The organism is Brenneria nigrifluens DSM 30175 = ATCC 13028 (assembly GCF_005484965.1).
GTDB classification, from domain to species: Bacteria; Pseudomonadota; Gammaproteobacteria; order Enterobacterales; family Enterobacteriaceae; genus Brenneria; species Brenneria nigrifluens.
The window spans coordinates 2330474-2351144 of the sequence record NZ_CP034036.1; the positions used below are offsets into that span (position 1 = coordinate 2330474).

The following is a 20671-nucleotide window of genomic DNA, read 5'->3' on the forward strand; positions in this document are numbered from 1 at the left end:
TATCGCGGATACGGCTCAGTACACATCCCGCAGATAGCGTTTATCCTGCGCCATCTTTGCGACATAGGCCGCCGCGTCCTCGGCGCTCAGCGCGCCGTGCCGCTGCGCCACCTGCCTGAGCGCGACGTCAACGTCCCTGGCCATACGGCCGGCGTCTCCGCAGACATAAAAGTGCGCGCCCTCCTGCAACCAGCGCCACAGCTCGGCGCCCTGTTCAAGCAAGCGATGCTGCACATAGATCTTTTCGTCCTGATCGCGCGAGAAGGCGGTATCCAGTCGATGCAGATAGCCGTCGCGCCACATCGCCGCCAGGTCTTCCCGATAGTAGAAATCGGTCGCCGCCCGCTGTTCGCCGAACAGCAGCCAATTTGCGCCCTTTGCGCCCGTGGCCCGGCGTTCCTGCAAAAAGGCGCGGAAAGGCGCGATGCCGGTGCCGGGACCCACCATGATCATGGGCGTATCCGGGTCGTTCGGCGGCCGGAAATGGGCCGATTTGTGAACGAAAATCGGCACCGCGACGGAACCCGCGCGATCGGCGAGAAAGGTTGAACAAACGCCGCCCCGTCGCTGGCCGTCGCGGCCATAACGTACGGTCGACACCGTCAGGTGAACCTGATGCGGCGTAGCTTTCGGGCTTGACGAGATCGAGTACAGACGCGGCTGGAGACGCTTGAGCACCGCCAGCCATTCATCGGCCCGCGTCCGAATCGGATACGCCTGTAGCAGGTCGATAATCTGCCTTCCCCACAGCCACCGTTTCAGCTCGTCCTTGCGTTCCTCCTGCAACAACCCAGCCAGCGCCGCCTGCCCCGATCGCTCGGACACGAACTGCAGCACCTCCGGCGTGATGCGCGCAATCTCGCAATATTGCGACAGCGCCTCCACCAGCGTTATGTCACCGCGATCCCCGAGCGTGACCCGCGTCGAGGGCGCAAGCCTGAGAAGCGCCAGCATATCATTCACCAGATCAGGGCAATTGGTCGGCCAGACGCCGAGCGCATCGCCGGCTTCATAGCTAAAATCCTGGCCGCTCAGGTCGAAAGCGAATTGTCTGGTCTCTTTCTGCCCGCCGGGCGCGTTGAGGCGCCGATTGAGCACCAGACGCGTGCGCAGCGGCGCATTACGGCTGAAACCATGTGACAGTGTAACTAAAGAGGCCGTGATTTTTTCCGCGCCCTCGCCTGCCGCTATCGCCGCCGGGGCGGCGGCCATCCCGGCGCCCGCCAGCGCCGCGACAACCTTATCCAGCCAGGCTTTGGCGGCGTCCTGATAGTCGGCGTCACAGTCAATCCGCGCCGACATCCGCCGGGCGCCCAGCGCCGCCAGTCGCGCATCGAGCCTGCGGCCGAAACCGCAAAACTGGTCATAGTTCGCATCGCCCAACGCCAGCACGGAAAACGCCAGCTTATCCAGTTTGGGCGCGTCCTCCGCCTGTAGCGCCGTCCAGAAGGCGGCGCCGTTGTCAGGGGGATCGCCGTCGCCGAAGGTGCTGACGACCAACAGCACGCGCCGCGCCGCGTTTAGCGCCGCCACGTTAAAACCGGCCATGCCCGCAAGCGCGACGCAATGGCCCTGCGCCGTCAGCCGCTCGGCGCACCGCGCGGCAAAGCCTTCGGCATTACCGGTCGATGACGCCCACAGCACCAGAATAGAGGACGATGCCGCAGTAAGGGCCGCGGCCGGCGGCGATAGCGCGCGCTCCTCGCGGACCGGCGGGCGCAATAACGCTCGTGGTGCGACGCGCGTCAGGGCGACGGCGCAGAACTTGAATTCCGGCTGCAGGGAGATCGGGTCAATCGCATCGCTGGTGACGGCGTTGATGGCCAGATTCTCGCCAAAGAGATCGTTCCAGTGGAATGGCGCAAAGCAGTTGCCGGGACGCACCCGATCGGTCACCGCCGCCGGCAGCACCGCGCGCCCGCGCCGCGAACGCACTTCCACCCAATCCTTATCGCGGATGCCGAGCGCGGCGGCGTCTTCAGGATGTATTTCAACGAATGGCCGCGGATTGAGCTTATTAAGCATCGGGATCCTGCCGGTCTTGGTCATCGTGTGCCATTGGTGCTGCAAGCGACCGGTGTTCAGCACCAGGGGGAACGCGTCGTCCGGCATCTCGGCCGGTTGCCTATCCGGCCGGGGTAGAAAAACGCCTTTACCGCTTTGGGTGGCGAATACGATGCGCGGCCGCGCGCCGTCCGGCGTTTCTTTCAGCCTCTGGCTTACGCCGTCGTTGAGATAGCGAATAGGATGGCGATCGCTGTCATCGTCGGGCGGACAGGGCCACTGCACGGGCGTCCGGCGCAAACGCGCATAGCTTGCGCCGCGGATGTCGTAGCCGGTGTTCGGGTTCCAGGCGCGCTTGATCTCTTCAAATACCGCCTCGGAGGAGTCATAGCTGAATGCCTGTTCATACCCCATCTCGCAGGCCACGGCGGCGATGATTCGCCAGTCCGCCATCGCCTCGCCGGGCGGGTCGACGACCTGCCGCATCAGCGTCAGATTGCGCTCGGAATTGATCATCACGCCTTCGGCCTCGGCCCACAGCGCGCCGGGCAGCAAAATATCCGCGTAACGGTTGGTTTCGGTATCAAGAAAAGCATCCTGGGCGATGACCAGCTCGGCGGCCCGCAGCCCCTCGATCGCATTGTGACGATTAGGCAGCGTGGCGACCGGATTGGTGCAGATAATCCAGCACGCCTTGATCTTGCCGGCCTTCATCGCCTCGAACATCGCTACCGTGCCGCCGCCCAGATCGCTGCGTAGCGTCCCGGCTTTTACCCCCCACAATGCCTCGATAAAAGCGCGATCTTCATCCGCCAGCACCGAGCGCTGGCCCGGCAGTCCCATGCCCATATAACCCATCTCGCGCCCGCCCATGGCGTTGGGCTGCCCGGTAAGGGAAAACGGCCCGCTGCCGGGGCGGCAAATCGCGCCGGTCGCCAGATGCAGATTGCAAATCGCATTGGTGCTCCAGGTGCCGTGCGTGCTTTGATTCAGCCCCATGGTCCAACAGCTCATCCATTCGGGCGCCGTGCCGATCCACGCCGCCGCTTTACGGATATCGTCCTCCGCCAGTCCCGTTATCCGCGCCACCCTCTCCGGAGGATAGTCGGCAAGAAACGCCGGCATTTCCTCCCATCCTTCGGTAAATTCGGCGATAAAGGCCCGGTCGAGATGACCGTTTTGCACAATCAGGTGCAGCAGGCCGTTGAGCAGGGCCAGATCGGTGCCCGGTTTGATCGGTAAAAACAGATGCGCCTTGTCTGCCGTGGCGTTACGGCGCGGATCGACCACGATCAGCTTCGCCCCCGCTTTGACCCGCTCCATCATGCGCAGGAATAGTATCGGGTGACAATCCGCCATATTGGCGCCAATGACGAAAAACAGATCGGCGCGATCGAAATCCTGATAGGAGCCAGGCGGCCCATCCGCTCCCAACGAGAGTTTGTAGCCGCTGCCGGCGCTGGCCATGCACAGGCGCGAGTTCGACTCAATGTTGTTGGTGCCGATAAAGCCTTTGGCAAGTTTGTTCGCCAGGTACTGGGCCTCCAGCGACATCTGACCTGAGACGTAGAGCGCCACCGCATCGGGGCCGTGGTTATCGATGATGGCGCGCAGCCGACGCGCGCTTTCCCTGATGGCCTGCTGCACATCGACCCGCGCCGGTTCGCGCAGACGTTGCGCCCGCAGGTAGGCGTGTTCCAGCCGCCCCGATGCGGCAATCGCCTGAGCGCAGCTATTGCCTTTGGTACACAGCCGGCCGAAGTTGGCGGGATGCGTCTTGTCGCCCGTGACCTTGATCACCCGATTATCCTGTATCTGCATCACCACGCCGCAGCCGACGCCGCAGTAGGGGCAAACGCTCTTTACATCAGTGGTGGGTTTGGCATCCATCACCTATTCCCCGCCAGGCTGGTTACCCAAAGCGGGTCAGACAGGTTCAACGGCCGGCGATTGACCCAGACCTGCCCCGCCACCACTTTTACCGGCCAGGCGCGTACGCGCAGCGCGGCGTTATCCGGGCAGACGCCGTCGCGCAGTCTGAAACGCTTCTTGTATAACGGCGAGATTACCACCGGTTCGCCGCCGACGTCGCCCAGCAGGCCGCGGGACAGGACGTTCGCCGCGCTGCCCGGCTCGTGGTTTTCCAGCGCGTAAACCTGTTGCTCGCCGGCGGGAAGATGGAACAGCGCGATCTGCTGCCGGCCGAGGCGCGCCGCCATACCGACATTGGCGGGAATATCCTGCAACGCGCCGATGCGAACCCACTCCGTTTCCAGCTCCGCCGGTTGCGGGCTGCGCGCCGTCGGCGGCTTTTCATGCTGCTGCGCAGGCCGGATCTGGCCGCGCGTCGGCACCATCACCACCGCTTCGTCCGGGCTATCGCTGTTGAGAAAGGCGCGGAACAACGCCAGACGATCCGGGCTTTCCAGCGTGGTTTGCCATTCGCACTGGTAGGTATCCGCCACGCGCTGCATCTCCTTATCCAGTTCCTCAACGATATGCAGGCTGTCTTCAAGAACCACCTGGCGCAGGTAGTCGATACCGCCCTCCAGATTATCCAGCCAACTGCTGGTGCGCTGGAGACGATCGGCGGTGCGGATATAGAACATCAACACGCGATCGATGGTGCGGATCAGGGTTTCGCTATCCAGATCGCCGACCAACAAATCGGCGTGACGCGGCTTCATACCGCCATTGCCGCACACATACAGATTCCAGCCCTTATCGGTGGCGATGACGCCGATATCTTTGCCCTGCGCTTCCGCGCATTCTCGGGTACAGCCGGATACCGCCATTTTGATTTTATGCGGCGAGCGCAAACCCTTGTAACGGTGCTCCAGCGTAATGGCCAGCGCGGTGGAGTCCTGCACGCCGTAGCGGCACCAGGTCGAACCGACGCAGGACTTCACCGTGCGCAGCGATTTGCCGTAGGCGTGACCGGTTTCAAACCCGGCGTCGATCAGTTCGCGCCAGATAGCGGGCAATTGCTCCAGCCGCGCGCCGAACAGATCCACGCGCTGACCGCCGGTAATCTTGGTGTACAGGTTGTAGCGCTGCGCCACCTGGCCGATGGCGATCAGTCCCGCCGGCGTGATCTCGCCGGCCGGTACGCGCGGCACCACCGAATAGGTGCCATCCTTCTGGATATTGGCGAAAAAGCGATCGTTGGTATCCTGCAACGGCAAATGCTGCGGTTGCAGCAGATAGTCATTCCAGCAGGACGCCAGCATGGAGGCCGCCAGCGGTTTACACACTTCGCAACCCAACCCGCGCCCGTAACCTGCGATCAACTCGTCGAATGAACGAATTTGATGCACGCGGATCAGGTGATACAGCTCCTGACGCGACCAGGCGAAGTGCTCGCAGACATCTTTTTTCACTTCCACGCCCAACTGCGTCAATTCGTATTCCATCACCTGCTTAAGTAAGGGAACACAGCCGCCGCAGCCGGTGCCCGCCCTGGTGCAGGACTTGAGCGCATCCAGTTCGTTACAGCCGCCGGCCACCGCCGCCGCGATATCGCCTTTACTGATGTTATGGCAGGAGCAGATCTGCGCGCCGGCGGGCAGCGCCGCCACGCCCAGCCCTTGCGGCGCATCGCCAAAACGGGCCGGCAAAATGAGACTCTCCGGATGCGCCGGCAACGGCATGTCGTTAAGCATCATTTGCAGCAGCGTGCTGTAGTCGGCGCTGTCGCCGATCAGCACCGCGCCCAGCAGGCGTTTGCCGTCGGCGGACACCACGATTTTTTTATAAACGTCGTGCGGACCGTCCGTCCACTGATAGCTCTGGCTGCCGGCGGCGCGGCCGTGCGCGTCGCCGATGGAGGCCACCTCCACCCCCAGCAGTTTTAGCTTGGTGCTCATGTCCGCGCCGGTGAACGATGTATCGCGCTGCGCCAGCGTATCCGCCACGCTGCGCGCCATCTGGTAGCCGGGCGCCGCCAGCCCGAAGATTTGCCCCTTCCACAACGCGCATTCGCCGATGGCGAAAATGGCGTCATCCGAGGTTCGGCAGCGGTCGTCAATTACGATGCCGCCGCGCGGCCCTTTCGCCAGATCGCAGTCGTGCGCCAGATTATCCCGTGGGCGAATTCCCGCGGAAAACAGCACCAAATCGGTCTCCAGCGCGCCGCCGTCGGCAAAAAGCAGCCGGTGCCGCGCCTGCTCGCCGTCGACGATTTCCCGCGTCTCCTTACCGGTGTGCACCCGCACACCCAGCGCCTCTATCTTACGGCGCAGCATCGCCGCGCCGCCCTCATCCAGCTGTACCGCCATCAGTCGCGGCGCGAATTCGACGACGTGCGTTTCCAGCCCCAACTGGCGCAGGGCGTTGGCTGCTTCCAGCCCGAGTAAGCCGCCGCCGATCACCACGCCGGTTTGGGATTTTTGCGCCTGTTCGGCAATAGCGTCCAAATCGTCCAGCGTACGGTAAACCAGACAGCCCGGACGCGTATTGCCCGCAATCGGCGGGACGAATGCATAGGAGCCGGTCGCGATGACCAATTGGTCATAGGCGGTTTCGCCGCCCTGCGCATCAATAACGCGCTTACGCCGGCGATCGATGGCGGTAATTTGACCGCCGCGGCGCAGTTCGATGCCGCTGGCGGCAAAAAATCCCGCTTTAACCAGCGACAACGATTCCGCCGTCCGGCCGGAAAAATAGTCGGAAAGATGGACGCGATCGTAAGCTTCCCGGCGCTCTTCGCCAAAAATCACGATGCGATAACGCTGGTGCAGATCGCGCTCGACCAGTTGCTCAAGAAAATAATGACCGACCATGCCATGGCCGATAACCACCAAAACTGGCTTGTTCATTAGATCAATCCCTACAGCCGCTGGCTGTGAAGCAAAATCAGGGGAAAAAAGGCCGCATAGCGGCGGCGCGGACGAGTGTCGCCTGTCCGCGGCGGATGCGCTTTCGTTATGTTGATTTAGCGTTTCCCGTCAGGCGGCGTACGACTGTTTTTCGTATAAGAAATGCAGTACCCGCTGCCGGTACTGGTGATAGCGGGGATCATCCGCCAGCGCGACGCGCGAGCGCGGGCGCTCCAGTTCCACCGTCACGATCTCCCCGACCGTCGCCGCCGGGCCGTTGGTCATCATCAGCACCCGATCCGACAGCAAGACCGCTTCATCCACATCGTGGGTGATCAGCACGATGGTGGTGTGCAGCCGCTGCTGAATGTCCATCACCGCATCCTGCAAATGGGCGCGGGTCAATGCATCCAACGCGCCGAACGGCTCGTCCATCAGCAGCACTTTGGGCTTTATCGCCAGCGCGCGGGCGATCCCTACCCGCTGTTTCATCCCTCCGGAGATCTCATTCGGCCGTTTGTCCGCCGCGTGCGCCATATTCACCAGCGCCAGATTGTGGGTGATCCACTCATGCATCTCGGTTTTGCTCATCCGGCCGCGAAACACCTGACGCACGGCCAGCGCCACGTTTTCATAAGCCGTCAGCCACGGCAGCAACGAATGGTTCTGAAACACCACGCCGCGCTCCGGGCCGGGGCCGTCGATTTCCCGGTTGTCGCACAGCAGGCCGCCGCCGCTCGGCCGGGTCAGACCGGCGATCAAATTGAGCAAAGTGGATTTGCCGCAGCCGGAATGGCCGATCAGACTGACGGTTTCCCCGGCGTAGATATCGAAGCTCACCTGGTCCAGCGCCAGAAACTCGCCGCCGGCGGTATGGAAACGCTGGCTGACCTGTTGGACCTGAATAATCGGATTGGCGCGCATCGTCGGCTCCTTAGCGGTTGTCATAGTTAAAACGTTTGGCGATCAACATCAGGCCCTGCTCCAGCAGCAGGCCGATCACCCCAATCACCACGATGGCGATAATGATGTTTTCCACGTTCAGGTTGTTCCACTCATTCCAGATCCAGAAACCGATGCCGATGCCGCCGGTCAGCATTTCCGCCGCCACAATCACCAGCCAGGCGATGCCGATGGATAAGCGCACGCCGGTCAGGATGTTCGGCAATACCGCCGGCAGCAGAATCTTGCGCATCACGGTGAACTCGGACAGCTTAAGCACGCGCGCCACGTTCAGGTAATCCTGCGGAATCAGTCTCACCCCTTCGGCGGTGTTGAGGATCATCGGCCAGATGGAGCAGATAAAAATGGTCCAACTGGAGGCCGGTTCGGCGCGCTGAAACAACAGCAGGCCGATAGGCAGCCAGGCCAGCGGACTGACCGGTCGCAGCAGGGAAATAATCGGATTCAGCATATCGGCCACGAAGCTGAAGCGGCCTATCAGGAAGCCGGCGGGAATACCCACCAGCGCCGCCAGACCAAAACCGATGCCCACGCGCTGCAACGAGGCCATCACGTTCCAGCCGATGCCCTGATCGTTCGGTCCGGCGATATAGAACGGATCGGCGAAAATCTCCAACGCCGCCAGCCAGGTGGCCCACGGCGTCGGAAAGTTTTCGCTGTGCAGTGCCGCTGCCTGCCAGATACAGAGCAACAGGCCCACGCCCAACAGTGCGGGGAAAATTCGCTGCGCCGCTTTACGCAACAGAGGACGATAGCGGCGCGGCGCCGGAACCGCGTAAGATGCCGGTTTTTCCGCCGCCGCTCTGGCCGGCAGCGGCATAATCTCCGCGCCCTGTTCAGCGCCGGGTGCGTTATCCGGCGCGATGGGAATAACCTGAGCCTGGTTTTTCATCATTGCCTCGCTTATTTCTTCACGCTAAAACTGTCGGCATAGCCCGCCGGATCGCTGCCGTCCCAGCGCACGCCGTCGATCAGCACGCTGCTGCGCATCTCGCTGTCCGGCAGCGGGACATCGCCTACCGCCGCGGCGGCCTGCTTATAGATATCAATCCGATTGACCTTTCTGGCGACGGCCAGATAATCCGGATCTTCCGTCAGCAGACCCCAGCGTTTATGCTGGGTCAGGAACCACATGCCATCGGACAGATAGGGATAGTTCACCGAACCATCGTGGTAGAAACGCATTGCATGTTCGTCCTGCCAGCTTTTCCCCAATCCGTTTTCATAGCGGCCCAGCATCCGGCCGACGATGGTCTCTTCCCTGGTATTGATGTAGGCGCGTCCCGCCACCACGCCGGCGGTTTCACGGCGATTCTCGTCAGAGGCGTCAATCCAGCGTGAAGCCTCCAGTATGGCGGCCGTGAGCGCGCGGGCGCCGTTTGGATTGGCATCAACCCAGTCGGCGCGCGTGCCGAGCACTTTTTCCGGGTGATCGGGCCAGATATCCTGCGACGCGGCGGCGGTGAAACCGAGCTTGTCGCTGATGGCGCGCTGGTTCCAGGGTTCGCCGACGCAACAGCCGACCATGTTGCCAATCTTCATATTCATCACCATTTGCGGCGGCGGCACCACCACCGTGCGCACATCGTTCAGCGGATGAATGCCGGCGCAGGCCAGCCAGTAATAAAGCCACATGGCATGGGTGCCGGTGGGGAAAGTCTGGGCAAAGGTGTAAGTGCCCGCCGGGCTGGCGGCGATATGTTTTTGCAGCGTGCCGAGATCCGTTACCCCCGCGTCGCGCAACTGGTTGGCCAGCGTAATGCCCTGTCCGTTCTGGTTGAGCGTCATCAGGGCGGCCATGTTGCTCTGCGGCCCGGATAATCCCATTTGCAGGCCATATAGCTGGCCGTACAGGATATGCGCGGCGTCCAGCTCGCCGGACACCAGCTTATCGCGCACCGCCGCCCAACTGGCTTCCTTGCTGGGGATAATGGTAATACCGTATTTCTTGTCGAATCCTTTTATCGCGGCCATCACCACCGATGCGCAGTCCGTCAGCGGAATGAAACCAACGCGGATCTCCTGTTTCTCCGGCGCGTCAGAGCCGGCGGCCCAGGCGCTGTTCATCAACCCCGGCAGCATAAAACCGCCGCCCAACGCCGCACCGCCCAGTAAAAACTGACGACGGGAAACCGTCATGTCCTTCGTTTTGGAATCACTCATTCACGACACCTTTCAGCCGATCGCCGTTTCCGGCGGTCAAAAAACAAAACGGCGTCCATAAGCACATGCAAAAAATGCACGCTTATGGACGCCGTTATCCGTTTAACCCGCAACAAACCGCCGTTGGCCTATCACCGATTAATGATGTTGATTAGTTACCGTCAGTTTTAAAGCAAGGTGTGTGCCAGAAGTTATATTTCTGGGCGTGATGGTGAAAATTGGGCTGATTGTAACCCCACCCCGGCCCTCCCCTTTGCAGGGGAGGGAGAACCACCACCCTGCGGCAAAGGCTGTCTCTTATAAACAAATCCAAGGAATATTTAGAGGTCATGTGTATTCTGGTCTTTGGCTCATTGCTGATTCTTTTTTTGCTTTTGAGCGGCGTAAGAAATTACGCTGAGGTGGACGCCCCCGCGAATGAGCAGCATGGATGCTGCTCAAGCCAGTGCCGCGTCGGGAACGCGTCACTGGCGGTTCGGAAAAGGGGGCGACCGCCGAAGGCACCGCGTTAGCGGCGTGATTTCAGCCACAAGCCCGGGTCCGGAGGGTGGTGGCGTTTGAACCACCCTGCGTCGGGCGCGTGCTACGACATGGCAGAGAAACGACGGTTTTATCGCGCACGAAATATTCTCCGATGTAGCATATTCCAATTTATGGGGAACCCTCACCTGGGAGGCGTTGAAGACAAAACACAGCGAGGATACATCTCCCTTTGCACTGCCGCCGGGCAAAGCACGCACCCTTTGTGTGCATATGACGCCTACGGCGTATCCTGAAAAACGTCGGCCACCGCCAGCATCGCCGTGGCGATTTCAATCAATTTTTTATTTTGATTCATCGCCATCTTGCGCAGGGTTTTGTACGCCTCTTCCTCGCTTAAACCGCGATGCTGCATCAGCAGACTCTTTGCCCGGTCGATATGTTTTCTTTCATTCAGGGTATCGCGTAACGCCGACAGTTCATGATCCAGCGCCTGTAAACGCCGCGACTGCCGTTGTACCAAAGAGAGCAGCGAGCGTCCGAGCTGAGGGCGGACGCCATCGCTATTCAGCCAGCCATGCGACGCGCTTTGCCCGTCCGACGCCGCGCTTGCTATATCATGACCGGCGATAAAGACCGAGTATCCCGGATCGTCGTTTTCCGTCGGCGACATCAGGCTTGCTATATCCGCCATTTGCTCGCTATTCGCCTGCTCGGCGGCGGCGATGCGATCGCGGCAAAGTTGCATCAACGTCTGCTCCAGACTGTCCTCCAGCCGTTTCATTTCATCAATACGCTGCGTGGCGATGGCAAACCAGCGCAGGCTGCCCTCGTCTTCCCGCTTTTCCGTATTGCTTCGGGTGCAGGCAATACGGCGCAAACGCTCAAACTCGCTATCCGTCGTTATCCGTAACCAGCGTTGCCGGTTTTGCTCATCGGCGAAATCCGCAAAGGTGGCGAAACACCGCTCCTGCCGTTCGATCAGATCCAGCAACTTTTGCTGCGTATCCTCATTGAAGACGCCGGAGGCGAAGGCCGCCGCGCCGATCGCCCGCTCCTGGCCGGCAAACTCCTTGCCCTGCATAAAGCTGAACATGGCGATCAGCGCCCGTGAAATCACCGGCTCCGCCGCCGTATCGGAGACCTCGAACACCAGCGAGAGCAGGTTGCGGATAATGTCGTTAAAAAAGGTCATAGCCTGCGGCAGCGGCAATATGCGCCGGCGAATGTCCTGACGCAGTGAAGGCAGCAGGCTCAGCGCATAGACCACGCTGGCGACGCGGCTGAACAAACGGCTGGCCTGCGGCAAATCGGCCGTCATGGTTTCCAATCGATCCAGATGCGCCATCAGCGGTTCCTGCGCCCGCGCCACTTCCTGCTCCCTGAGCCTTAGCTCATCGGCAAACAGCCGGCCGTCAGAGCAGAGAAACAGATTGGAGGTTCCTCGCTCCCGTTGCAGCATATGCACCAGTTGGCTGATCTTTCCCACCAGTTCGCCGCTTTGCAGCAAATAGCGCAGACTGTTCAACTCGCACTGACGCGAAGCAAGCAGGAAACGGATCGTTGTTGAAGGATCTGCCGTCATCATTCTCACTCCCGAAACATCACTGGTGGGGATATGCAATTAACACGCCAGTGACAAAAATGGTCCGATACGGTTAAATATCTACAGAAAAGGGGTGATATCCCCGATTCCTTCGCGGACAATTTGCGGGGTGGATTCGGTCAAATCGATAACCGTGGTGGGCTGCTGGCCGAGAAAACCGCCGTGAATCACCAAATCGACCTGCTTCCCCAGCGTTTCCTGAATCTCCTCCGGGTCGGACTCGGCAAAGTCATTGCCCGGCAGCATCAAGGTGGTCGACATCAGCGGTTCGTCCAGCGCGGCCAATAACGAGAGCGCAATGGGGTTGGAGGGGACGCGCAGCCCGATGGTTTTACGTTTTTCGTTCATCAGGCGGCGCGGCACTTCTTTGGTGGCCTTGAGGATAAAGGTGTAGTTGCCCGGCGTATTGTTTTTGATTAGCCGGAACGCCGCATTATCGACGTAGGCATAGGTGGACAGCTCGGACAGATCGCGGCACACCAGGGTGAAATTATGGTTGTTGTCCAGATCGCGGATACGACAGATACGCTCCATCGCATTCTTGTCGCCCAGCATGCATCCCAGCGCGTAGCCGGAATCGGTGGGATAGACAATCACCCCGCCCTTATGGAGAAAATCCACCGCTTGCTTGATAAGCCTGGGCTGCGGATTCTGCGGATGAATATAGAAAAACTGACTCATGACACTACCTCTTGCATCTGCAATACGGGAGAAAACACCGCATCTCCCGCGTAATCGGCAACGCCATTATTTTACTGGCAGGCGTTAACCGTGATACCCAATAAATTATTGCGCCAACGCCCGGTGATGCCATACCGGCTCCACGTCGGCGGGCAGCCACAGCTTGCGCCCCAGTTCAATCCAGGCGCACGGCTGATGAAAATCCGACCCCTGCGACCCCAGTAGGCCAAACTCTCTGGCGTAGCGGGCCAGCTGCGTGCGTTCGTCCGGCGCCTGCTGGCATTGCGCCACCTCCATGGCTTCACCGCCGTTATCGGCAAACGCGGTCAACAAACGCTTCAGCCACTTGGCGGTCAAATCATAACGTCCGGGATGCGCCAACACCGACACGCCGCCAGATTGATGAATAGCATCAACCGCTTGCCTTATTGTACACCACTGCGGCGGGACGTATCCGGTTTTCCCTTTCGCCAGATATTTCCTGAACACCTGATTGATATTCGGCGCGGCGCCCTGCTCTACCAGATAACGGGCGAAATGCCCGCGGGTGATTTGACCGCCGGCCGCCAGGCGGCTAGCGCCGGCCAGGGCATCGGGAATGCGCGCTTTTTCAAGCCGGATGGCGATTTGCTCCGCTCGCGCCAGCCGGGATTGCGCCTGTTGTCGTAAAAGCGAACAGAGGGCCGGGTGTTCAATATCCATGCCCAGCCCGACAATATGAATTTCATGGTTTTCCCACTGGGTGGAAATCTCCACCCCGGGAATCAGCCGTAATGGCAGCGACTGGTCATTAATCGTCCGTTGAGCGGCGGCCAGTCCGCCGGTGGTATCGTGATCGGTGATGGCCAGAATGCCGACCCGCATCGCCGCCGCACGGGTCACCAGTTCGCCGGGGGTCAGCAACCCATCCGAGGCGGTGGTGTGGCTATGCAGATCGTAAAGCGCGAAAGACGGTGGGGTTTGAAGTTCTTGTGGCACAAATAGTGTCCCGTTGCTGGCTGAGTTCATGGCTTGAGCGCGCTATGATGCCACTAACTCAGCCGGAATAGTAACGAAGTTCCAGGCCATCGGGGTTAACGCACGCCTTGCGGGCGTTTTGCGCGCATCGATAAAATAATATTATTCCCGTTGTTGACTTTCGAACCGCGAACTAGTTTACTAGTACGCAGTTCGGCATACCGATAGCGAGATGATGATAATGGCAATGCAAAACACGATGAAACTTGGCTGGTGGCGCTCTTCCCTTAGGCGGGTGGAGTAATCACGCATAGCAATTGTCATTATATGCAGATTTCCCAGGCCCGCTTACCCAGCGGGCTTTTTCATGGGCAAAAAAACAATACAGGTAACAATAATGCACATATCACCACCAAAACTGGCGCTGCTGCGTACCGAGGCCGTCTACCGCAACGACCCCAGCGCGATATTTCACCAGCTTTGCGGCGCCAGACCCGCCACGCTGCTGCTGGAGTCGGCCGAAATCGACAGTAAACAGAATCTGAAAAGTCTGTTGATTATCGACAGCGCGCTGCGCATTACCGCTCTCGGCCAGCAGGTTTCCATTCAGGCGCTGACGGCCAACGGCGCGAATTTGCTGCCGCTGCTGGATCAGGCACTCCCGCCGGAGGTAGTGGTGGAATCCCGCCCCAACGGCCGCGAACTGACCTTTCCGCCGGCCGATAACCAGCAGGACGAAGACTCCCGTTTGCGCTCGTTGTCGGTATTTGACGCTCTGCGCAGCATCCTGACGCTGGTTGAGTGCCCGGCGGATGAACGCGAAGCCATGTTTTTGGGCGGCCTGTTCGCCTACGATCTGGTCGCCGGTTTTGAAGCCTTACCCGCGCTGAGCCAGCAGCAGCGCTGCCCGGATTTCTGCTTTTACCTGGCGGAAACGCTGCTGATACTCGATCATCAACGGCAGGCCACGGTTCTTCAGGCCAGCCTGTTTACGCCGGACGGCGCGGAACGGCAGCGGCTGCAGCAGCGCCTGACGCAGCTGCAACAGCAGTTGGAACAGCCGGCGCCGGCGCTGCCGCATCAGTCCATCGACAGCATGGAGCTCAACTGTAACCAGAGCGATGAGGCATTCGGCGAGGTCGTCAGTCAGATGCAGCAGGCGATTCGCATCGGCGAGATCTTTCAGGTGGTGCCGTCGCGCCGCTTTTCCCTGCCCTGTCCCTCGCCGCTGGCGGCCTACCAAACCCTGAAGGACAATAACCCCAGCCCCTATATGTTTTTTATGCAGGATCAGGACTTCACGCTGTTTGGCGCCTCGCCGGAAAGCTCGCTGAAATACGACGCCGACAGCCGCCAGATTGAAATCTATCCCATCGCCGGAACCCGCCCGCGCGGACGCCGCGCCGACGGCTCGCTGGATCGCGATCTCGACAGCCGTATCGAGCTGGAAATGCGCACCGACCATAAAGAGATGGCCGAGCACCTGATGCTGGTCGATCTGGCGCGCAACGATCTGGCGCGCATCTGTAAGCCCGGCAGCCGCTATGTGGCCGACCTGACCCAGGTCGACCGCTACTCTTTCGTGATGCATCTGGTCTCCCGCGTGGTGGGCACCCTGCGGGAAGATTTGGACGTCCTGCACGCCTATTGCGCTTGCATGAATATGGGAACGCTGAGCGGCGCGCCGAAAGTGCGCGCCATGCAACTGATTGCCGACAGTGAAAAAACGCGGCGCGGCAGCTATGGCGGCGCGGTGGGCTACTTCACCGCCCACGGCGATCTGGATACCTGCATCGTTATCCGCTCCGCCTACGTTGAAGACGGCATCGCCACGGTTCAGGCCGGCGCCGGCGTGGTGCTGGATTCCGATCCGCAGGCGGAAGCCGATGAAACAAGAAATAAAGCGCGGGCCGTTCTGCGGGCCATCGCCAGCGCCCACAACGCGAAGGAACTGTTCTAATGGCTGATATCCTACTGCTCGATAATATCGACTCATTCACCTACAATCTGGTGGATCAACTGCGCGCCAGCGGGCATCAGGTGGTGGTTTACCGTAACCATCTGCCGGGCGGCGCCATTATTCAGCATTTAAAGAACATGGAAAGACCGGTGCTGATGCTCTCTCCGGGTCCGGGAACCCCGGCCGCGGCTGGCTGTATGCCGGAGCTGCTGCGCAGCCTGCGCGGCCAACTGCCGATTATCGGCATCTGCCTGGGGCATCAGGCGATTGTGGAAGCCTACGGCGGCCATGTGGGCCAGGCGGGTGAAATTCTGCATGGCAAAGCGTCCATCATCGATCATGACGGACTGGCGATGTTCGCCGGACTGCCACATCCGTTGCCGGTGGCGCGCTATCACTCGCTGGTGGGCAGCAACATCCCGGCGGCGCTGACCGTTAACGCCCATTTTAACGACATGGTGATGGCGGTTCGCCACGATGCCGACCGCGTTTGCGGTTTCCAGTTTCATCCCGAATCCATTTTAACCACCCACGGCGCGCGTCTGCTCGAACAGACGCTGGACTGGGCATTGGTATAGTAAAGGACTAAATCATGCAAAACATTCTTGAGAAATTATACCAGGCTGAAATCCTCGACCGGCAGGAGAGCCAGGCGCTGTTTGGCGCCGTCGTGCGCGGCGAGTTGGAAAACAGCCAGTTGGCGGCGGCGCTGATCGCCATGAAAGTTCGCGGCGAACGCCCGGAAGAAATTGCCGGCGCGGCAACGGCCCTGCTGGAGGATGCCCAGCCGTTTCCTCGTCCCGACTATCCGTTTGCCGATATCGTCGGCACCGGCGGCGACGGCACCAACAGCATCAACATTTCCACCGCCAGCGCCTTTGTAGCGGCCGCTTGCGGACTGAAAATCGCCAAGCACGGCAACCGCAGCGTCTCCAGCCGTTCGGGATCGTCCGATCTGCTGGCCGCGTTCGGCATCCGGCTGGATATGCCCGCCGAACAGTCCCGCCAGGCGCTGGATGACCTGGGCGTGTGCTTTTTGTTCGCGCCGCAGTATCATCCCGGCTTCCGCCACGCGGCGCCGGTGCGCCAGCAGTTGAAAACCCGTACGCTATTTAACGTGCTGGGGCCGTTGGTCAACCCGGCGCGTCCGCCGCTGGCGCTGATTGGCGTTTATCGCCCTGAGCTGGTGCTTCCTATCGCCGAAACCCTGAAGGCGCTGGGCTATCAGCGCGCGGCGGTGGTGCACGGCGGCGGGATGGACGAAGTCTCCATTCATGCGCCCACGCAGGTCGCCGAGTTGCACAGCGGCGATATTGAAACCTACCAACTGACGCACAGCGATTTCGGACTGGAAAGCTTTCCGCTGGCGGCATTGCAGGGCGGTTCGCCGCAAGAAAACCGTGACATTCTGGCCGCCCTGCTACAAGGTAAAGGAGAACCGGCACACAACGCGGCCGTGGCAGCCAACGTGGCGGTACTGCTGAAGCTGTTCGGACAGGAAGATTTGCGCCAAAATGCGCAGCAGGCGTTAGAAGTGATTTACAGCGGACAGGCCTACCAGCGCGTTACCGATCTGGCCGCGAGAGGATAAAGCAGTCATGCAGGAAACCATTCTGAATAAAATAGTGCGCGATAAAGCCGTATGGGTTGCAGCGCGCCAGAAAAAGCAACCGCTGTCGACGTTTCAGCATGAGGTGATGCCCAGCCAGCGGGATTTTTATCAGGCTCTGCGCCAGAATAAGCCGGCGTTTATTCTGGAGTGCAAAAAGGCCTCCCCTTCAAAGGGATTGATTCGCGACGATTTCGATCCGGTAGCGATCGCCCAGGTTTATCAAGACTACGCCTCAGCGATTTCCGTGTTGACCGATGAAAAATATTTCCAGGGCGACTTCGCTTTTCTGCCGCAGGTCAGCGCGGCGGTTCATCAGCCTGTGCTGTGCAAAGACTTTATTATTTCGGAATACCAGATCTATCTGGCACGCTATTACCAGGCCGACGCCATTCTGCTGATGTTATCCGTTTTGGACGATAGTCAATACCGCCAGCTGTCCGCCGTCGCCCATAGCCTGAAGCTGGGGGTTCTGACCGAGGTCAGCAATGAGGAGGAGCTACAGCGCGCGATCCAGCTGGAGGCGCGCGTGGTGGGGATTAACAACCGCGACCTGCGCGATCTTTCCATCGATCTTGATCGCACCCGCCGGCTGGCGCCGCGCCTGCCGGAGGGCGTTAGCGTTATCAGCGAGTCGGGGATTCACCGTCATGCGCAGATCCGCGAACTGAGCCGCTTTGCCGACGGTTTTCTTATCGGCAGTTCATTGATGTCCGAGCCGGACCTGACGCTGGCGGTGCGCCGCGTTATCCTGGGGGAAAACAAAGTCTGCGGCCTGACCCGCGCCGAAGACGCCCAGGCGGCCTATCAGGCCGGCGCCGTCTACGGCGGTCTGATTTTTGTCGCGTCCTCGCCGCGCCATGTGTCGCCGGAACAGGCGCGCCGCCTGACCGCCAGCGCCCCGCTGCGTTATGTCGGCGTATTTCGCGACGAGCCGGTCGAGCGGATTGTCAGCCTCGCCGGCGAATTAAAGCTGGCGGCGGTGCAACTGCACGGCAACGAAGACCAGCTCGTCATTTCGCAGTTGCGTGAACAACTGCCCGCCGACTGCCAAATCTGGAAAGCGCAGAGCGTAACCGGCGAGTGTCCGGCCAGAAACTTGCCGCACATCGATCGCTATGTGCTGGACAACGCCCAGGGCGGCAGCGGCCGAACCTTTGACTGGTCGCTGCTTCAGGGCGAGAATCTGGACAACGTGTTATTGGCCGGCGGTTTGAATGCGGACAACTGCGGGCAGGCCGCCCAGTTGGGATGCGCCGGACTGGACTTCAACTCCGGGGTGGAAAGTCAGCCCGGTCACAAAGATCCACAGCGAATCGCGGCTGTTTTTCAGGCGTTACGGACGCTATAACTCCTTACCCGTAAGCGCACTACGCCATTTAAAATCGATAAAAGACAGGAATATTATGACGTTACTTAATCCATACTTTGGCGAATTCGGCGGACAGTATGTACCGCAGATCCTTGTCCCGGCCCTACGCCAACTGGAAGAAGCCTTTGTCGGCGCGCAGCAGGATCCCGGCTTTCAGGCCGAATTTACCGACCTGCTGAAAAACTATGCCGGACGCCCCACCGCGCTGACCCTATGTAAAAACCTGACCAAGGGCACGCGCACCAGGCTGTACCTGAAGCGTGAAGACTTGCTGCACGGCGGAGCGCACAAAACCAACCAGGTGCTGGGACAGGCGCTGCTGGCCCAGCGGATGGGGAAAAACGAAATTATCGCCGAGACCGGCGCCGGTCAACACGGCGTCGCCGCCGCGCTGGCCTGCGCCCTGCTGGGATTGAAATGCCGTATCTATATGGGCGCCAAGGACGTTGAACGCCAGTCCCCCAACGTATTCCGTATGCGCCTGATGGGCGCCGAAGTCATCCCGGTTCACAGCGGTTCCGCCACCCTGAAAGACGCCTGCAACGAAGCGCTGCGCGACTGGTCCGGCAGCTATGAGAAGGCGCACTACCTGCTGGGCACGGCGGCGGGTCCGCACCCCTTCCCCACCATCGTGCGCGAATTTCAGCGCATGATCGGCGAAGAAATAAAATCCCAGATGCTGGAAAGAGAAGGTCGCCTGCCCGATGCGCTGCTGGCGTGCGTGGGCGGCGGCTCCAACGCCATCGGTATGTTCGCCGACTTTATCGATGACAGCGCCGTCCGCCTGATCGGCGTCGAACCCGCCGGGCTGGGGATTGAAACCGGACAACACGGCGCGCCGCTCAAGCACGGACGCGTCGGCATCTACTTCGGCATGAAATCGCCGATGATGCAGACCGCGGACGGGCAGATCGAAGAATCCTATTCGATTTCCGCCGGCCTGGACTTCCCGTCCGTCGGCCCGCAGCACGCCTATCTGAACAGCATCGGCCGGGCCGACTATGTGTCGATTACCGATGACGAAGCGCTGGAGGCGTTTAAGGAACTCTCCCGCCATGAAGGCATTATCCCGGCGCTGGAGTCCTCCCACGCGCTGGCCTATGCGCTGAAAATGATCGAGCAGGAACCGCAGAAAGATCAGATTCTGGTGGTCAACCTATCCGGCCGCGGCGATAAAGACATATTTACCGTTCACGATATTTTGAAAGCTCGGGGAGAAATTTAATGGAGCGCTATCAACACCTGTTCAAACGTCTGGCCGGCAATAAAGAAGGCGCATTCGTCCCCTTTGTCACGCTGGGCGATCCGTCGCCCGAGCAGTCGCTGAAAATCATTGATACCCTGATCGCCGCCGGCGCCGACGCGCTGGAACTGGGTATCCCCTTTTCCGACCCGCTGGCCGACGGACCGACGATTCAGGATGCCACGCTGCGCGCCTTCGCCGCCGGCGTCACCCCCGGACACTGTTTTGAAATGCTTGCCGCCATCCGCCAGAAATACCCTGATATCCCAGTCGGCCTGCTGATGTACGCCAATCTGGTGTTCAGCAACGGCATCGACGAGTTTTATCAGCGTTGCGCCCGGGTCGGCGTCGACTCGGTGCTGGTTGCCGACGTGCCGGTTGAAGAGTCCGCCCCGTTCCGCGCCGCCGCCCAGCGTCACGGCATCGCGCCGATTTTTATCTGTCCCCCCAATGCGGATGACGACCTGCTGCGCGAGATTGCCTCCTACGGCCGCGGCTATACCTATTTATTGTCGCGCGCGGGGGTAACCGGCGCGGAAAAACGGGCGCAGCTGCCGCTTCATCACCTGATTGCCAAACTGCATGAATACCATGCCGCGCCGCCGTTGCAAGGGTTCGGCATATCAGAACCCTCGCAGGTGCGGGAATCATTGACCGCCGGCGCCGCCGGTGCGATCTCCGGTTCGGCAATCGTCAAGATTATCGAAAAAAATCGCCATCAGCCCGACGAAATGCTGGCGCAGCTCCACGCTTTCGTCAACGCCATGAAAGCAGCGACGCGTTCATAAGCACCGCGCCATATACGGACAAAGACTT

At 60.4% G+C, this 20671-nt stretch carries 12 protein-coding genes, 1 pseudogene and 1 other annotated feature; of the genes and pseudogenes, 5 read left to right on the forward strand and 8 right to left on the reverse strand.

Annotated features, from left to right (window positions below; translation table 11 throughout):
• Positions 1–15: 15 nt before the first annotated feature.
• The 8 genes from EH206_RS10825 to rnm form a co-directional block, all read right to left on the reverse strand.
• On the reverse strand, positions 16–3894 hold the full coding sequence (locus tag EH206_RS10825) for a sulfite reductase subunit alpha (protein WP_009112805.1): 3879 nt from the start codon (positions 3892–3894) through the stop codon (positions 16–18).
• Positions 3894–6821 carry a nitrite reductase large subunit NirB gene (nirB, locus tag EH206_RS10830; protein WP_009112806.1) on the reverse strand — a complete coding sequence of 976 codons (2928 nt, stop codon included), beginning with the start codon at positions 6819–6821 and terminating at the stop codon, positions 3894–3896. Before nirB ends, EH206_RS10825 begins: the two co-directional genes overlap by 1 nt.
• A 129-nt stretch (positions 6822–6950) precedes the next feature.
• Positions 6951–7745 carry an ABC transporter ATP-binding protein gene (locus tag EH206_RS10835; RefSeq protein WP_009112807.1) on the reverse strand — a complete coding sequence of 265 codons (795 nt, stop codon included), beginning with the start codon at positions 7743–7745 and terminating at the stop codon, positions 6951–6953.
• 10 nt (positions 7746–7755) lie between these two features.
• Positions 7756–8676 carry a nitrate ABC transporter permease gene (gene ntrB, locus EH206_RS10840; RefSeq protein ID WP_009112808.1) on the reverse strand — a complete coding sequence of 307 codons (921 nt, stop codon included), beginning with the start codon at positions 8674–8676 and terminating at the stop codon, positions 7756–7758.
• An 11-nt stretch (positions 8677–8687) separates the two neighbouring features.
• A complete protein-coding gene (locus EH206_RS10845; RefSeq protein ID WP_009112809.1) occupies positions 8688–9947 on the reverse strand; it encodes a CmpA/NrtA family ABC transporter substrate-binding protein in 1260 nt (419 codons plus the stop codon).
• 760 nt (positions 9948–10707) lie between these two features.
• The gene (locus tag EH206_RS10855; RefSeq protein WP_040343860.1) at positions 10708–12012 is read right to left on the reverse strand and encodes a nitrate regulatory protein; all 1305 of its coding nucleotides are present in this window, start codon (positions 12010–12012) and stop codon (positions 10708–10710) included.
• Between the two features lie 81 nt (positions 12013–12093).
• The gene (locus tag EH206_RS10860) at positions 12094–12714 is read right to left on the reverse strand and encodes an L-threonylcarbamoyladenylate synthase (RefSeq protein ID WP_009112811.1); all 621 of its coding nucleotides are present in this window, start codon (positions 12712–12714) and stop codon (positions 12094–12096) included.
• Between the two features lie 105 nt (positions 12715–12819).
• Entirely contained in the window at positions 12820–13722 is a 903-nt protein-coding gene (gene rnm / locus EH206_RS10865; protein WP_009112812.1) for an RNase RNM, read from the reverse strand.
• Between the two features lie 214 nt (positions 13723–13936).
• Positions 13937–14040, forward strand: a sequence feature (Trp leader region).
• Between the two features lie 28 nt (positions 14041–14068).
• On the opposite strand from rnm, the gene EH206_RS10870 reads away from it, so the two are divergent.
• From EH206_RS10870 to trpA, 5 genes and pseudogenes are all read left to right on the forward strand, one after another.
• A complete protein-coding gene (locus EH206_RS10870; RefSeq protein WP_009112813.1) occupies positions 14069–15631 on the forward strand; it encodes an anthranilate synthase component 1 in 1563 nt (520 codons plus the stop codon).
• A pseudogene (trpD, locus tag EH206_RS23405) lies at positions 15631–17222 on the forward strand (bifunctional anthranilate synthase glutamate amidotransferase component TrpG/anthranilate phosphoribosyltransferase TrpD). Before EH206_RS10870 ends, trpD begins: the two are co-directional and overlap by 1 nt.
• Positions 17223–17229: 7 nt before the next feature.
• A complete protein-coding gene (gene trpCF / locus EH206_RS10885) occupies positions 17230–18591 on the forward strand; it encodes a bifunctional indole-3-glycerol-phosphate synthase TrpC/phosphoribosylanthranilate isomerase TrpF (RefSeq protein ID WP_009112816.1) in 1362 nt (453 codons plus the stop codon).
• 52 nt (positions 18592–18643) lie between these two features.
• The gene (trpB, locus tag EH206_RS10890; RefSeq protein WP_198008349.1) at positions 18644–19837 is read left to right on the forward strand and encodes a tryptophan synthase subunit beta; all 1194 of its coding nucleotides are present in this window, start codon (positions 18644–18646) and stop codon (positions 19835–19837) included.
• Entirely contained in the window at positions 19837–20643 is an 807-nt protein-coding gene (trpA, locus tag EH206_RS10895) for a tryptophan synthase subunit alpha (protein WP_009112818.1), read from the forward strand. The genes trpB and trpA overlap by 1 nt, the downstream gene beginning before the upstream one ends.
• Positions 20644–20671: the final 28 nt, after the last annotated feature.